At 60.8% G+C, this 14,985-nt stretch carries 16 protein-coding genes; 9 read left to right on the forward strand and 7 right to left on the reverse strand.

Going from position 1 to position 14,985, the window contains the following annotated elements; all coding sequences use genetic code 11:
- Positions 1-107 precede the first annotated feature (107 nt).
- The 5 genes from QD461_RS35415 (at position 108) to QD461_RS35435 (ending at position 4,373) form a co-directional block, all read left to right on the forward strand.
- Positions 108-770: a conjugal transfer protein TrbF gene (locus QD461_RS35415; protein ID WP_028753548.1), complete on the forward strand. Its 663-nt coding sequence runs from the start codon at positions 108-110 to the stop codon at positions 768-770.
- A 17-nt stretch (positions 771-787) separates the two neighbouring features.
- Positions 788-1,597 carry a P-type conjugative transfer protein TrbG gene (gene trbG / locus QD461_RS35420; RefSeq protein WP_028753549.1) on the forward strand — a complete coding sequence of 270 codons (810 nt, stop codon included), beginning with the start codon at positions 788-790 and terminating at the stop codon, positions 1,595-1,597.
- A 3-nt stretch (positions 1,598-1,600) separates the two neighbouring features.
- A complete protein-coding gene (gene trbH / locus QD461_RS35425) occupies positions 1,601-2,038 on the forward strand; it encodes a conjugal transfer protein TrbH (protein WP_028753550.1) in 438 nt (145 codons plus the stop codon).
- A 12-nt stretch (positions 2,039-2,050) separates the two neighbouring features.
- Complete coding sequence (trbI, locus tag QD461_RS35430; RefSeq protein ID WP_414091529.1) at positions 2,051-3,346, forward strand: IncP-type conjugal transfer protein TrbI; 1,296 nt, start codon at positions 2,051-2,053, stop codon at positions 3,344-3,346.
- A 313-nt stretch (positions 3,347-3,659) separates the two neighbouring features.
- Complete coding sequence (locus QD461_RS35435) at positions 3,660-4,373, forward strand: autoinducer binding domain-containing protein (RefSeq protein WP_028753552.1); 714 nt, start codon at positions 3,660-3,662, stop codon at positions 4,371-4,373.
- Here the strand turns inward: QD461_RS35435 and QD461_RS35440 are convergent.
- Complete coding sequence (locus QD461_RS35440) at positions 4,370-4,690, reverse strand: transcriptional repressor TraM (RefSeq protein WP_028753553.1); 321 nt, start codon at positions 4,688-4,690, stop codon at positions 4,370-4,372. The genes QD461_RS35435 and QD461_RS35440 overlap by 4 nt on opposite strands.
- 184 nt (positions 4,691-4,874) lie before the next feature.
- Between QD461_RS35440 and QD461_RS35445 the strand changes: the two genes are divergently transcribed.
- Positions 4,875-5,093, forward strand: a complete 219-nt coding sequence (locus QD461_RS35445) for a helix-turn-helix domain-containing protein (protein ID WP_028753554.1) — start codon at positions 4,875-4,877, stop codon at positions 5,091-5,093.
- A gap of 17 nt (positions 5,094-5,110) precedes the next feature.
- Here the strand turns inward: QD461_RS35445 and QD461_RS35450 are convergent, their stop codons facing one another.
- The 6 genes from QD461_RS35450 to traA form a co-directional block, all read right to left on the reverse strand.
- Positions 5,111-5,605, reverse strand: a complete 495-nt coding sequence (locus QD461_RS35450) for a DUF4411 family protein (protein WP_028753555.1) — start codon at positions 5,603-5,605, stop codon at positions 5,111-5,113.
- Positions 5,606-5,614: 9 nt separating this feature from the next.
- The gene (locus QD461_RS35455; protein WP_028753556.1) at positions 5,615-6,808 is read right to left on the reverse strand and encodes an XRE family transcriptional regulator; all 1,194 of its coding nucleotides are present in this window, start codon (positions 6,806-6,808) and stop codon (positions 5,615-5,617) included.
- Positions 6,809-6,993: 185 nt separating this feature from the next.
- Complete coding sequence (locus QD461_RS35460) at positions 6,994-7,611, reverse strand: TraH family protein (RefSeq protein WP_028753557.1); 618 nt, start codon at positions 7,609-7,611, stop codon at positions 6,994-6,996.
- Positions 7,612-7,628: 17 nt separating this feature from the next.
- A complete protein-coding gene (locus QD461_RS35465; protein ID WP_414091530.1) occupies positions 7,629-8,792 on the reverse strand; it encodes a conjugal transfer protein TraB in 1,164 nt (387 codons plus the stop codon).
- Positions 8,782-9,348: a conjugative transfer signal peptidase TraF gene (gene traF, locus QD461_RS35470; RefSeq protein ID WP_028753559.1), complete on the reverse strand. Its 567-nt coding sequence runs from the start codon at positions 9,346-9,348 to the stop codon at positions 8,782-8,784. The genes QD461_RS35465 and traF overlap by 11 nt, the downstream gene beginning before the upstream one ends.
- Positions 9,345-12,656, reverse strand: a complete 3,312-nt coding sequence (gene traA / locus QD461_RS35475) for a Ti-type conjugative transfer relaxase TraA (protein WP_028753560.1) — start codon at positions 12,654-12,656, stop codon at positions 9,345-9,347. Before traA ends, traF begins: the two co-directional genes overlap by 4 nt.
- A gap of 255 nt (positions 12,657-12,911) precedes the next feature.
- Between traA and traC the strand changes: the two genes are divergently transcribed.
- The 3 genes from traC to traG all read left to right on the forward strand — a co-directional run.
- Positions 12,912-13,208: a conjugal transfer protein TraC gene (gene traC, locus QD461_RS35480; RefSeq protein ID WP_028753561.1), complete on the forward strand. Its 297-nt coding sequence runs from the start codon at positions 12,912-12,914 to the stop codon at positions 13,206-13,208.
- A gap of 4 nt (positions 13,209-13,212) precedes the next feature.
- Positions 13,213-13,428, forward strand: coding sequence for a type IV conjugative transfer system coupling protein TraD (gene traD / locus QD461_RS35485; protein WP_028753562.1), 216 nt, complete (start codon positions 13,213-13,215; stop codon positions 13,426-13,428).
- On the forward strand, positions 13,421-14,985 hold a 1,565-nt coding region (gene traG / locus QD461_RS35490), incomplete at its 3' end, for a Ti-type conjugative transfer system protein TraG (RefSeq protein ID WP_414091531.1). The genes traD and traG, both read left to right, overlap by 8 nt.

Below are 14,985 nucleotides of genomic sequence, written 5' to 3' on the forward strand. Positions count from 1 at the left end.
TCCTCGGTCTCGCTAACGCCAAGCTCGACCAAGCGCGCAGCGGGCATAGCGGGCCGAAGCCACCTCCCGAACGCAAAGACTAACAGCAATCAGAAAGTGATCGATCGATGGCAGCGAACCGCGCCCCCGAAAACCCCTATCTTGCCGCGCGCCAGGAATGGAATGAGCGATACGGTTCCTATGTGCAGTCCGCCGCCGCTTGGCGCATCGTCGGCATCCTCGGTTTGACCATGGCCGTGATTGGATTCGCATATGCGATGTATCTCAGCACCCAGGTCAAGCTGGTTCCCTATATCGTCGAGGTCGACAAACTCGGGACCGCGGTGACGTCTGGTTACCCGCAACAGATTGAATATGCCGATGTTCGGGTAGTACGCGCGACGCTCGGAAACTTCGTAACCAGCTTCCGTTCGATCACGCCGGATGCAGTGGTGCAGAAGCAGTATATCGATCGAACCTACGCACTCCTTCGAACATCGGATCCCTCGACCGAGAAGATCAACGCCTGGTTCCGCGGTAACTCGCCGTTCGAAAAGGCGAAGTCTTCGACCGTTGCGATCGAGGTCAACAATATCGTGGCGCTCTCGAACCAGACCTATCAGATCGACTGGACCGAATACGAACGCGACCGCAAGGGCAAGGAAATAGGCACGCGCCGGTTTCGCGGCATCGCAACGGTGACGCTTACCGCACCGCAGGATGAGGCGACCATCCGCCTCAATCCGATCGGCCTCTATGTCCGGGATTTCGACTGGACAGCACAGCTTTAAGGCAGGGGATTCACTCAATGCACAGAACAGGATTGATCGCGGCCGGCTGCCTGGCCGGACTCGTCTTCGTGAGCGGTGCGCAAGCACAGAGCATGTCGAACAATGAGGTGAAGGGGACGAACATTTCCAGGAAATGGCGTGGCACATCGGGACTGGTGACAACCGGCCCCGATGGCAAGGTCATTTTCCTATTCGGGGAGACGCAGCCATCGGTCGTCTGCTCACCGCTGCAAGTCTGCGATATCGAACTCCAGGGCGGCGAGATCGTCCGGGACGTTTTGGTTGGAGACACGGTGCGTTGGAAAGTCGAGCCCGCGACCTCCGGCGCCACCGGCGGCCAGGCGATCCATCTGATCGTCAAGCCGTCGGAGGCGGGTCTCGTCACGTCAATGGTCGTCACGACCTCGCGGCGCACCTATCACATCCAACTGAAATCGCATCCGAGCCAGTACATGGCCCGCGTCGGCTTCGAATATCCGGAGGATGTCTCGACCAAGCTTGCCGATATCAACTCACGGCTGGAGACCGGCGGCATTCCTGGAACCGCGCCCGACAAGCTGAACTTTTCTTACTCCATCAGTGGCAGCGCGCCCTGGAAACCGAAGCGCGTCTATTCGGACGGCGCCAAGACCTACATCCAGTTCTCGAAATCGGTCTCGAGCCAGGATGCGCCGGTTCTTTTCGTCGTCAGCGGTGGCCAGAATCGCATCGTAAACTATCGAATGAAGAACGACTTGATGATCGTCGACTACGCGGTCGACAAAGCAATCCTCGTCTCCGGTGTCGGCTGGCGCCAGCAGAAGATCACCATCCGGCGGGGAGGCTGACCAATGCGAAACCTTGTTGTTGCGATCACGATCGCTTTTGTACTTACGGGCTGCCAAACGGCTGAGGACGGGCTGACCACCGGTTCGACGCCGACCACCCTCACAGGTTCGGCGGCAAGTGCAATTGCCGGCGACATGGCAAGCCGGCTTGCCGAGCAGGTCGGTCCCGCGGGCACGACGACCATCAAGATGGAGAAGGACTCATCAGACTTTGCAACAGCGCTCGAGGCTGCGCTGAAGGGTTGGGGCTATACGGTCGTAACCGATGGCAAGGTTGGCAAGGACGTCAAACCCGTCGAACTCGCCTATTCGCTCGACGACGTCGACGGCCAGGTTCTTGCAAGACTGTCGACGCCCTCGATCGCCCTTGGCCGCGCCTACACCGCAACGACCGGGGGTGCCGTGCCGGCAAGCCCCCTCTCGATCATGCAGCGCAATTGAGAGGAGGCGAGCATGGTCCAATCTCTGCAGCTGGGCACCTCCAGCCAGGCCGACGATCAGAAGGGTATGCGCCGTCTGAACCGTCTGCCAATCATCGTCGCCATCATCATCGTTGCGCTATTTGTCGGCGTCGTCGTCATCGGGCTGTCATGGCGCGGTCTCCCCTTCAATCGGAACAACGATCTCGACAGCGCCTCGAATGCTCCCGCAACCAACTTCGGCGACCAGCTCAAGCGTGGTGTCACCGACGGCATCATCGGCGATCCGGAACAACGCGAAGTGTTCCAGCCGACGCCCGCCGTCGAACAGAAAGTCGCGAAGGAAACCGCCGTTGTTGATCGCACACCCACCCAGCGAGAGGAGCGGCGCCCTAGACTTGAATCGGAAGCGGAATGGAAGGCACGCCTGAAACGGGAGCAGGACGAACAGTATATCCGTGAAGCGCAACGGCAGCGCATGGCCCGGCTCCAGGCGCGGGCGACAGCGTTGGACTCGCCGTTGAAGGTGGATATTTCCGACATCGACAAGGCAGCCAACGCCTCCAGAGAGACCGACCGGCGGGCGACGACTGCCAATAGCGCCTCGGACCTATACGCCGCTGCCATGAAGTCCGGTCTGATGGGGYAGAATGTCGATCCCAACGCTCAGACATCAAAGGAAGATTTCTTCAACCAGGACATCAAGGACCTTGGCTATTTGCCGAACCGGGTGGTGCCGCAAATGTCAGCCTATGAGCTCAAGCGCGGCTCCGTCATTCCCGCCACCCTGATCACCGGCCTGAACTCCGACCTTCCCGRACGGATCACCGCGCAGGTCAGTCAGAACGTCTATGACAGCGCCACCGGTTACCGGCTGCTGATCCCGCAGGGGGCAAAACTGTTCGGCCGTTACGATTCCAAGGTCTCGTTCGGCCAGGAACGCGTCCTTGTCGTGTGGACCGATCTCATTWTCCCGAATGGCTCAACCCTGCAGATCGGCGGCATGGCCGGTACGGATGCCGAAGGCTATGGCGGCTTCAAGGACAAGGTCGATCGGCATCTCTGGCGCACGTGGAGTTCTGCTGCGCTGATCGCACTGATCGGAACCGGGATCGACATGTCGATGCCGCAAAGCTCGACGCTTGCAACGCAGGAGACTGCATCGGACGCGGCCCGCCGCAACTTTGCGGAATCGTTCGGCAGGGTCGCCGAGCAGACCATTTCAAAGAACCTGAATGTGCAGCCGACCATCCAGATCCGCCCCGGCTACAAGTTCAACGTGCTCGTGGACCAGGATATTATATTTCCGTCGACCTACAGCAGAAACTGACGAACATCGTCCGACGCCATTTCAGCCGCTGGCATGCCGCGCATGCCGGTGCAACATTGCAATTCCGCAATAACTTTCCTGTCTTTGTCATCTTTTTAGTTCAAGGGGACTTGAAACTTGTCTTTTCACAGGTAGTGCTAGGCGTACACGGCTAGAGGGACTGCTCCGCGCTGCTCTGGCACCGTGGGTTGCGTCGAGATGCCTGTGGCTGATTGTGGCTATGGCTTGGCCGCTGGGCGGCGAGGCCTGTTCGAGTGTCTCGATGTGCCAGATCATGACCGACCTACAGGTCGATAAGACAGGAGAAACGCTGGTGGATGGAGAATTTCGCTCGCTCGTCGACATGTTGGAAGCTGCGCAGGACGAGCTTACGATCAAAGGTGCCATGAAGCGCTTCGCAGAGGCCTGCGGCTACGAGCGGTTTGCCTATCTTCAAAAGGAAGGCGCCCAGATCAAGACCTTCAACACCTACCCAAAGCCATGGGAACGCACCTATCTCTCGGCCGATTACTCCAATATCGATCCCGTGGTGACGCAGGCAAAACGAAAAGGCGATATCTTCTTCTGGACGGCGGACGATTGGAGACCGCGCGGCTCATCTGAGCTCAGAAAGTTTCGCAATGAATCGATCGAGCACGGAATCCGTTGTGGCATGACCATTCCCGTGGAAGGCAGCTACGGAACATCGATGATGCTGACCTTCGCATCCTCCGAAAGGAATGTGGAACTGCCGGTCGCTTTTGACCCGAAAAAGGCTGTGCAATTGGTGATGATGATCCATTATCGCTTGAAGATGATCGGCGGCAAGACCACGCTCAATCCAAAGCAGGCGCTGTCGCCGCGTGAAATGGACTGCTTGATCTGGGCGGCAAAAGGAAAGAGTACGCTTACAACCGCCAATTTGGTCGGCATCGCTTTCCGGACTGTGCAGCACCATCTCGATAAGGCGCGTGGCAAGCTCGGCGCCGAGTCGGTTCCGCATCTTGTGGCGATCGCCAAGGATCGGGGTTTGCTGCCTCCCAGCTAGCTGACATCGTCATCGACCGGTACTTCCGGCACGAAGCCGAGTGCGTCGAGCATATCCGAAAGCTCATCCTGCTGAGCTGCGGCCCTTTTCTGGCGCGCAAAATGCTCCTCCTGAAGGGTCTCCAGAACCGAACTGGCGATCGTAGGATCCTCGCTTGCGCGTATCCACTCCTCGTAGACCGCCTGATCGGCGGCGAGCAGACGGCGATGTTCGCGAATGGCGGCCACTGTCAGCGTCTCCAATTCCGCCTTGTCCATCAAATTGTATCGAGATTTCTTCTGGTCTCCTCCGGCTTGCGAGGAACCCGCATCTTGCATTTCTTTTCCTTCCCAGATCGATGGATTGGCACGACTGCGCCGTATTCGCGCGCGCCTCTTGGCTCCTATGTCAGACGATCCTCTTGGAAGAGTAAACATCCGACCACCGGCAATATCACAGGCTTTGTCGAATCGGAACTATAGTTCCTAGAACAATAATTCCGATTCTGGTTCCGCTGATGTCATGGATCTCAACGAGGTCATGGCTAGGAATTTGCGTCGTATCCGCCATGGCCAGAAACTGACGCAGGAAGAATTGGCCCATCGCACAGGCCTAAGCGCGCGCCATATCGGTGCCATTGAGCGCGCCGAGATGTCTGCAACGATCACGGTCCTTGGCCAGATCTCCCAAGCGCTGGCTGTCGATCCAAGAGAATTCCTGACGGAGACAAATACGGGCTGACAATTCGAACGCCAACGTCAGATTCGGGATCGCCAACCCGTCGTGAAGTTCAGGGCCGACATCATTTCGAAACTGTTGCACCACCTGACACCGAGATCCTTGCAGACGTCGGGGATGCGGCGATTTGCGCGCTTTGCGCTTGGCTTCGAAGCCTCGACCGTCACCACGATTCGATCGTCGGACAGCGCCATCGCATAGGCGATCAAAAACGGATCTCGCCCGATCTCGATGACCTCAGCGTCGTTCAGATCGGTAGCGTATTTCTCGATAACAGCCTGCACCAAGGCCGGGTCGACATCTTCATCCAGCCGCAGAACACCGTAGTTGTCAGCTTCGCTCAGCCAGCGACCGATTTCCGAGCCCTCGGTGATTTCTTCGAGGATCTCCACGGGAACTTTGATCTCGCCGGCCTCGCCCATATGGACCAACCAATCCCAGAATTCCGGAAACCGGCCGATCGGGTAGTACAGATTATGGGCGGTGATCAGAACGTTTGCGTCGAGGAGATGCACGGCTTCTCCTTAAGCCGCGCTATCGGTAAGGGAATAGACGTTGCTGGCTTTGACACCGAGGATCGCGGCGGCCTTTGAAGGCGACAAGGCACCCTCCGCCAGCATTCGCCTGGAGAGTTCGACGAGCCGATTGCCGAGCTTATGGCGTTTGACCGTATAGTAACTTGGACCTCCCTCGTTTTCCCTCGCACGATCGCGTTGCGCGGCTCGGTTCCTCAGCCACTGCTGGCGGAATAGCGTGGTTACCGCTGACCATGTTTCCTGGTCGATGATGCCTTCGCGATAGAGCTTGTAGGCCACCATGGAGTGGCTGACCTGCCGAGCATCCGCGATTGCGGAAACCCGCGCTATTACCTGTTCCTGCGACGCCCCAACGAGCGAAGGCTCCTGGGCGATCTCTGCCGAGGGCAGCAGGATGCGCCCGGCAACATCATTGCAGAACGTCTCGATCGCGCTTGCCGGCCGTCCCCCGCTGACACCGGTCCGACCGAGCCAGATATGCGCAAGCTCGTGCAGAAGCGTGAATGACCACGCCTGCTCGCTGTCCTGATCGTTGATCACGACGAAAGGCGCGACAGGATCGGCGAACGCRAAGCCCCTGAAGAGTTCGACATTCAGGGTGCTGTGATGACTGCCAAGGTTGCCGATAAGAAGCACGAAAATGCCGGCCGCCTCGGCCCGCTCGCGAAGATAGGCGAAACCCTTGGGCGTTCCGCGGCCGCTTCCATGCCGGTACGTCTTCAGTTCGAACACAAGGCGCGTCCGAATGGCGCTCGCCAATGCCTCGGCGCCCTGGCTTTGATCAAACGACCCGACGAAATCAAGCGGGGTTGCCTCGTCCTCGGTTTCGAGCACGGCCCTGACCATTTCCTGACGCGCGCGGACTTCACGCAGCAGTGTGTCGACCAACGCCGCATCGCGCTTTGCGAACTCAGCCGGCAGGGTTCGAAAATCTTCGCCGCGCGCGGCCACCGCCGGTGGCTCTGCCAAATAGAACGTCAATAGGGGCCGGCGATATTGCGCCGCCATTTTCAAGAGCATCGGCCGTGTCGGCTCGCTGTCCCCGGTTTCGAGCATGGCCAGGCGATCGCTGCCCGCTAGTCCGCGAGCCTCGCCAAGACCGACTTTTTCAGCGGCATCCTCGAGAGTGAGCCCCGCGGTTTCGCGAGCCCAACGCAGGATCGATGGATTGACCTTGGGCACCGTTTTCCTCTGTTCGAAGCAGGCGATACGCCCTTTGATATGATCATGCAATCGTTAGGAAAGATATAGGAAGGGCAGAGCCGGTGGGCGAGCATGAAGCATTTTTCCCGGTCGCCGGCTCGCCTTCGATAGATCCGCAACGCCAGGCATCGATCGCGCCGATCATCCCGGACGAAGCTGTGCAGCTACTTTTGCCCACCGATACGCGAAAGATCGATCCGCATCCCCGCTGCGCCAACTTCCCTCTCATCTTGAGGTTCGGCGTCGGTCGGCAGGGAAGCGTCGTGTGGTGCGTCATCAGTTCCACCGCTGTCGATCGGCTCACGCTGATTGACGACTGAGCCCCCTGGATCGGGCGCCTGGAAAACGCTCACGCCCTCGAATTCCCCGGTCTTCCAGGCATAGACAGCGTCCTCGAATATTTGCGGGAAAACCTCATCGCTTTTCGGATTGCCATACCATTTGGCGACGATGCGCAAGACTTTCGCGAACATCGCCGTCCCCTTGCGAAGGTTTTCGCAACTGTCGAGCAGGTCGGGCTTCAGATCGGCGACATCCTTGATCCCAACGCCGGCGGGAAACTGGGTCAGGCCGACGCGAACCACCGCCTGACCGACATACTGCCGGACGATCGCCATCGCCTCGTCCGATGTTTTCGCCTTCGGAACGAGGATCAAGCGGCCACCGGATTTGACGGTGACGGCCAATGGATCGTTGGAGCCTGCAGCTGCCACGAACTGTTCGACGATCGCGGCTTTCAATGAAGGGTCAGCGCATTTTTGGATGAGGGCCGCGTCGAGCATGACGTCTCCTTGGGCAATCAGGTGTTGAAGGAAAAGACAATTGGCTTGGCAAAGAGGCGCGCCCAGGCTTGGGCGCTCGCGCGCTGAATGGCGACGATGGATGTCCCTTGCGTCCACCAGCCATTGCCGGCAGCGACAATGAGGTCGGGATCCTCGAGCATGGAGTGCAGGACCGGCCAGACGATCAGTTGCTCGTAGCAGATCAGTGGCGCTATCCGATGGCCAGCGGCAGTCGCGACAGGATTTTCGAAGACATGTGCCCGCGCACCGCCGCTCTGAGAGAGCAACGCGCGCCACGGCTGCCACATCGAACCCGGCACCGGCATGCGTTCGCGATAGAGGGTCCGCGCGCCCTTGGTGGAGATAGCGACCAGAACATTATCGTATCCGCCCGCATCGATGACGGCCGCGCCGGCGATGACGGTGACGTCAGTTCCCCGCAGAGCTTGCACCCAGAACCGTTYGACGGTGAGCGTCCAGAAGCCCAGCGAGCTTTCAGGAAGAACAATCGTGCGTGCGCCCCCCGATGCCCGATCCTTCACCGTGGCAATCAGATCACGATGACGCTCGATGCTGGAGTCACGGCCGAGCAATGCGCCCATTTCAAGGTCGACCCCCTGCCACGATTCAGCTAGTTTCGGTTCGTCCCAGGTTGCGGCGGACCCGATCCAAAAGCCTGCCACGACAATCGCGACAGCTGGCCACATGCGGGTTACGAGGCCCACGAGGCCGGCTGTCGCGGCAACCAGTCCCCACCATCCCCATCCCGGAAAGAGCACGCCCGCCGCGGTGATCGGATGCGCCCATCCGGTTATGCCGAATGGCGGAATGGCCATCAGAGCCGCCGCCAGGAGATAGTGGCACGGACGAACACCCGTCCTCTTTGTCCAGAGGACGGTGTGCACGATGATGAAGCCGACGGAAGCACAGAGCCAAAGCAGTAGTCCCGGCCAGAGGTCCGAGGAATAGAAGGTGGCAACGCCCTGTGGCAATCCATGGGATGCGGCGAGGAAGTAGCCAGCCGAGATCATTGCTGCCGTCAGCCTCGTTCGTGCATGCGCCCAGAGAACCGGAAACGCGAACGCGGCCGGAAGAAGCAGGACGTGGCCACTCCATCCCACCACTCCGGCGATGACTGAAACGGCAATCAATGCGCCTGGCTGGAGGTGCTCACGGCGCACAGGTGAGCACCGGTTGCGCCAGGCCGAGGATTCCTGAGGCGGGCAGAGGGCCGAAATAGCGGGAGTCATAGGAGCTCCGGAACGTTGAGTGGAGAAAGACGCTTTCGTCAGGCACGACCCCGCCGGGATAGGACGTCATTGGCCGGCCGTTGCCGTCCCGTTCAGCCAATTCGGAAAAAGCGATCCGGCGTCCATCGATCGTCACGTCGGCGTCGATTTCGACATGCTGCCCGGCAACGGCGACGACCGTCTTGATGAGCGGCGCAACGCCGCCCGGGCAGGTGCCGGCGCGGAGATAGCCACGCTCCCTTGCCTCCCGCATAGCTGTCGTTTGCGGGGGGCAAATGAAGATGAGGTCGCCAGGAGACACAGGGCGATCGAGCGCCACGATGCGCCAGAGGCCGAGGGGTTCGCTCGGTGTCAGGTTGATGCGCAAACCGCCGACGATTGCCGTAGCAACACCGCCCCCAACGATGGATGCCGCCAGGGCCAGGAGCAGGACAGCATGGGTCCTTTGACCGCGTCGCGTCCCAAACGCAAATACGAGTGTCTTCATTTGAGCGAGAGCCCCTGGCTCTTCGTCTGGCGCAGCGTCTCCGCCTGCTTCAGCGCCTCGGTCGTGCGCTCATGCGCGGCGAGCTGCTGCACCGTCCGCATCGAATTCCACGCCGCTCGCACCTCCGCTTTCTGTCCGGCTGTCATTCCCGGAGTGACGGCATTGAACGTCTGCCCGTTGGGGTCCTTCGCAGCGAGTGACAGGAAAGTTCGCTCGCCGAAACGCTCCGAGACAGCCTTTGCGAAACCCTCCAGTTCCGCCTTCACCATTTTGTCGGCGAGCGCATATTCGAGGCCGGCGGGCAGGTCGTTCCGGTCGATCGCATCGCGAACGCGTTCCAACGTTTGTTTTGCGTTTGGCGACAGCGCGGGAATATCGATCGAGACCTTCAGACGGACAGCGCGTTCTTCGACCTCGAATTTGCGTTCCGCCTCCGCCCGCTGACGCAGGTAGCGCTCAAGGTTGCGGGCCAGGGCCGGCGCATTCGTTTGAGCCTTTTCTCGCTCCTGCTTGTCGGCGTGGCTGGCGAGAATCCCGTTCTTGCCCTTCAGCGCGCCGAAGCTTTCGGGCTGCGATCCGATCTTGGCTATCGTGGATTTCGCAACGGTCTCGTCCTTCAGCATCGCGTCGACATTGACGGCCTTGAACGCGCTTTCCGGCTGGGCGTAGACGAGGTGGAAGCGGGTCGAGACCTCCTCCCATTGCTTCTTCAATCCCGGATCGGCTGCGACCTTGTCCTCTATCGCCTGGTCGAACGATCTGGCGAAGCTTGTGATGCCCGAGACCATCGGCTTTGCCTCCTTGGTGCTGTTTTGGGTTGGGGACTGCGCGGCGCCGCGGACGAGTCCGAGCTTGCCGGCGACGGCGGCAAGGCGGAGACCGAGATTGGCAAGTTTTTGCTTCTGACTGACGACCCATTCCAGCCGGTCGCGAACCAGGGTGCGGGCGACATTGACGAAATTGAGACCGCGGGCTTCGGCAAACTGAAGCGCTTGGCGGTAGAAGGCGCTCTTCTCGTAATCGAGCGTCGTTTCCTTCGCATTCCTTCGCGACAGGATTGGGATCAGCCCGCCGTTCCTCGCGAAGGATCTGCGGCCGTAGTAGACGGCCAAATCCTCGCGATGACGGGTCATGGCGACATAGGTGAGATGGCGGTCGAGCGAAAGGGAAGCGAGCACCTTGACCTGGTCGACCGTCGCACCCTGGCTCTTGTGGATCGTCGTGGCATAGCCGTGGTCGAGGTTGTTGTAGAAGCGATCTTCGACCAGCACGTGGCGGGCATTCTCCCCATCACCGATCAGCGCGGTGATGCGCCCCGGTCCTACTTCCACGACCTTGGCCAGCATGCCGTTCTTTACGCCGAGCGATCCCTCGTTCTTCAGGAACACGATCTGGTCGCCGACGGCGAAGTTGCGTTCGCCATCAGCGGTCTTGAACATGTTTCCCTGATCGAGAACCCCACGTTCGATGAGTTTGATCCGCGCCATCTGGTTGAGCATGCGGACGTCACGGCGCAGATGAGCGAGGATCAGCGACGTCTTCGCCGGATCGTAGTCGTGGTCCCACGCAGCGATGAGGTTGTCGACAGCGTCGGCTTTGAGATCCGCTCCGATGACCCTGCCATTGGCGCGATAGGCGTCGACCGCCTTGCCGACCTTACCGCGTGCTAGATCAAGCGAAGCGTCACGCATCCATTGCTGGCGCTGGCGGTAGATGGTTTCGAGTTCGGCATAGCCGATGCGATCGGCAATGGCGCGAAAGGCGGCACCTGCCTCGATCGGTTGAAGCTGCTCGGGATCGCCGACGAGAACGAGCTTGGCGCCAGTCTTCGTCACCGCTTCGACGAACAGCGCCATCTGCCGAGATGACACCATGCCGGCCTCGTCGAGAACGAAAACCGTCTTGCTATCGAGCTGATCCCGCCCTTGGTTCCAGCGCAGCTCCCATGACGCAAGCGTGCGCGAGATGATGCCCGCTTCCTTCTCCAGGCCCTCGGCCGCCTTGCCGGCAAGTGCGCCGCCGACGACGTGATAGCCGGCCGCTTCCCATGCCTCGCGTGCCGCCTTCATCATCGTCGTCTTGCCGGCGCCGGCACGGCCGATCACGGCGGCGATCCGCTCAGGTCCCGCCACATGTTCGATCGCCGTTTTCTGCTCATCCGAAAGACGCTCATGGCGCTCGAATGTCGCCGCCAGCACTGCCTCGCGAACGCCATGCGACGATCGCTGAGACAGCCAGACGGCGCGATTGGCCATCTCGGCTTCGAGCCGGATCATGTCGCGCGTCGTGTATTTGGCCGGCACTCGGATGCCGCTGGCAAGGTCGATCCGCTCGCGCTCGATGCGGAAGGTTTCGGGGCAGAGCAAGATCCTCACCATCAGGCTTTGGAACAGCACCGCGTCGTCGACGTAACGGTGCAGGATTTTAGCCACGTCCCGTTCGTCAAAGACGCTCTTCTCCCGCATGATCAGGGCAAGCACGAGCTCAGGATTCCTGTCGATCCGCCTGACATTTTCGCTCCGCCTCGCCTCCTGCAGTTCGAGACGCTCGAGCTCGACCGGCTCGGACGCACCATCGGATTTTCGTTCGATCGCCTTCGTGCCGACGCCGAGATGGATGGTCGGTTCCAGGTCAATTCCCTGCTTCTCGAAGGAGCGGCCATCGACGCGGATGTCGAGACCCGCAAGGGCCAGGTGCCGGTTCTGGCAGGCAAACCATCCGTCCCGAAACAGGTTGAAATCGTCGATGCTTCCGGCCCAGAGCTCATAGACGATCTTGCCGGCATCGTTGCGGATCGAATTGCCGTCTGGCCCCGTTACCGGGACCTTCTTAGCGCCAAACCCATCCGCAGTCAGTGGCCGCAACGTCGTCATGAGATGGACATGCGGATTGCCCGGTGCGTCGTGATAGACCCAGTCCGCGACCATGCCCTTCGCCGTGATGTGCTGCTCGACGAAATCCCGCACCAGCGCAATGTTCTGCTCGGGCGTCAACTCGATCGGCAAGGCGATCGTCACATCCTTGGCGAGCTGGGCGTCGGAGCGTTTCTCGAAATCTTCGACCTTGTTCCAGAACGCTTCCGAGGCGCCGCCCACCGATCGATCCGCAATCATCGCGCGCAGCCATTCCGGCGCATCGGCGGGGATGACGAACTCTTCGTGGAGCAAACCCTGCTTGCGGGTGTAGTCGATCGTCCGCGCCTCGCGCTCATACTCCATCTTGGAGCAGTGCCGGTAGGCCGCCGACAGCACCGCGCTGCGGCCGGAGCCGCGGGCGACGACGCTGACGGAGAAATGGGGGACGGCCACGGCGGAGTTCTTTCCCGGTTGCGAACAATATCAACGGGTTCGTCGGGAGCGGCAGGCCCCGCCAGGGCCTAAAAGCAGGGCGTCGCGGCAGCGACGTATAATTGCGCCCTTCGGATCCGCTCCTTCGGAACGGCCGGGATCATTCACCAAAGCATCGCCGCTGGCGATTGCATGATCCGCCTAGTGCGTTCCGCGCGTCGATCGGGAAGACTGGCCTCGCAAGACAAAGCTTTCTCACCCAGGAGTCATCAGCACATGAAGAAGCCATCCTCGAAAATCCGCGACGAAATCGCCAAGCTCCAAGAGCAACTCAAGGCGGCCGAGACCCGGGAGGCTGAGCGCATCGGCCGGATCGCGCTCAAGGCAGGTCTCGGCGAAATCGAAGTCGATGAGACAACGCTGCAGGCAGCCTTCGAGGACCTGGCGAAGCGGTTTCGCGGAGGAAAGGTCGCTGCAACCGGAGGGAAGAAGGTGGGTAGCGCCGGCGAAAGCAGCGCATCGTCCACGCAGGACGCGGCTGGCGCGACTGCGGGCGGGACTGCTGAGGCTTGAGCGGATGGCGCGCACGGCGACTTCCGACGCCCGCAAGAAGGACACGCGGGAAAAGATCGAGCTTGGCGGCCTCATCGTCAAGGCCGGGTTTCGCTACGAGAAGCGGGCGCTGCTGCTCGGGCTTCTCATCGATGCCGCCGGCCGGCTGAAGGGAGATCAGCAGGAGCGCCTTCGGCTCACCGCGATTGGTGCTGCGGCGTTCGGAGAGAGCGATGAATAGAATCGTTCTATACGTCGCACCCTGCGCATTGATGATGCTGACGGCAGTCGGCATGGCGGGGGTCGAACACTGGCTTTCCGCCTTCGGCAAGAGCGATGCCGCAAAACAGATGCTCGGCCGGGCGGGCATCGCTCTGCCCTATGTCGTCGCCTCCCTCGTCGGCATCGTCTTCCTGTTTGCGGTGGCCGGCTCAGCCAGGATTAGGTCAGCCGGTTGGGGCGTTTTCACGGGCGCGATCGCCACGCTCGTCGTCGCGATCCTGCGTGAGACGATACGGCTCTCCGCRTTCCGGGGCGAGGTGCCGGCCGGCAAGTCGATCCTGAACTATCTCGATCCCGCAACGACGATCGGCGCGGCCGCCGTGCTGATGTCCGTGTTGTTCGGCATGCGGGTGGCGATCGCCGGCAACGCCGCTTTCGCCAGGTCCGAGCCGAAACGCATTTACGGCAAGCGGGCTCTGCACGGCGAGGCCGACTGGATGAAGCTGTCGCAAGCCGAAAAGCTGTTTGACGCGGATGGCGGCATGGTCATCGGCGAGCGCTACCGGGTCGATAGGGACAGCGTCGCGGCATACGCGTTTCGCGCCGACAGCGCCGAGACGTGGGGAGCAGGCGGGACCTCACCACTGCTCTGCTTCGACGGCTCGTTCGGCTCGTCGCACGGCATCGTCTTCGCCGGCTCCGGCGGCTTCAAGACGACATCGGTCACGATCCCGACGGCGCTCAAATGGGGCGGGGCGCTCGTCGTCCTCGACCCGTCGAATGAGGTCGCTCCGATGGTGTCGAAGCACCGTGGCGACGCCGACCGAGATGTCTTTGTCCTCGATCCGAAGCGCTCGGAGATCGGCTTCAACGCGCTCGACTGGATCGGCCGGTTCGGCGGAACGAAAGAGGAGGATATCGCCTCGGTCGCCTCCTGGATCATGAGCGATAGCGGCGGCGCGCGCGGCGTTCGTGATGATTTCTTCCGCGCCTCGGCCTTGCAGCTGCTGACAGCGCTGATTGCCGATGTTTGCCTCTCCGGCCACACGCCGGAGAACGACCAGACGCTTCGGCAGGTGCGCAAGAACCTCTCCGAGCCGGAGCCGAAACTGCGGGAGCGGCTGCAGTCGATCTACGACAACTCAGACTCGGACTTCGTGAAGGAAAATGTCGCGGCTTTCGTCAACATGACGCCCGAGACCTTTTCCGGCGTCTACGCCAACGCGGTCAAGGAAACACATTGGTTGTCCTATCCGAACTACGCCGCCCTGGTCTCGGGTACGAGCTTTACGACGCAAGATCTTGGAGAGGGAAAGACCGACATCTTCATCAATGTCGATCTCAAGACGCTGGAAACGCATTCGGGCCTGGCGCGCGTCATCATCGGCTCGTTCCTGAACGCGATTTATAACCGCAATGGGCAAATGGAGGGCAGGACTCTCTTTCTCCTCGATGAGGTCGCGCGCCTCGGCTACATGCGCATCCTTGAGACAGCCCGCGACGCCGGTCGGAAATACGGCATCACGCTCCTCATGATCTACCAGTCGATCGGCCAGATGCGCGAGACCTATGGCGG

It is taken from the genome of Rhizobium sp. BR 314 (genome assembly GCF_047445805.1).
Taxonomy (GTDB): domain Bacteria; phylum Pseudomonadota; class Alphaproteobacteria; order Rhizobiales; family Rhizobiaceae; genus Rhizobium; species Rhizobium lusitanum_B.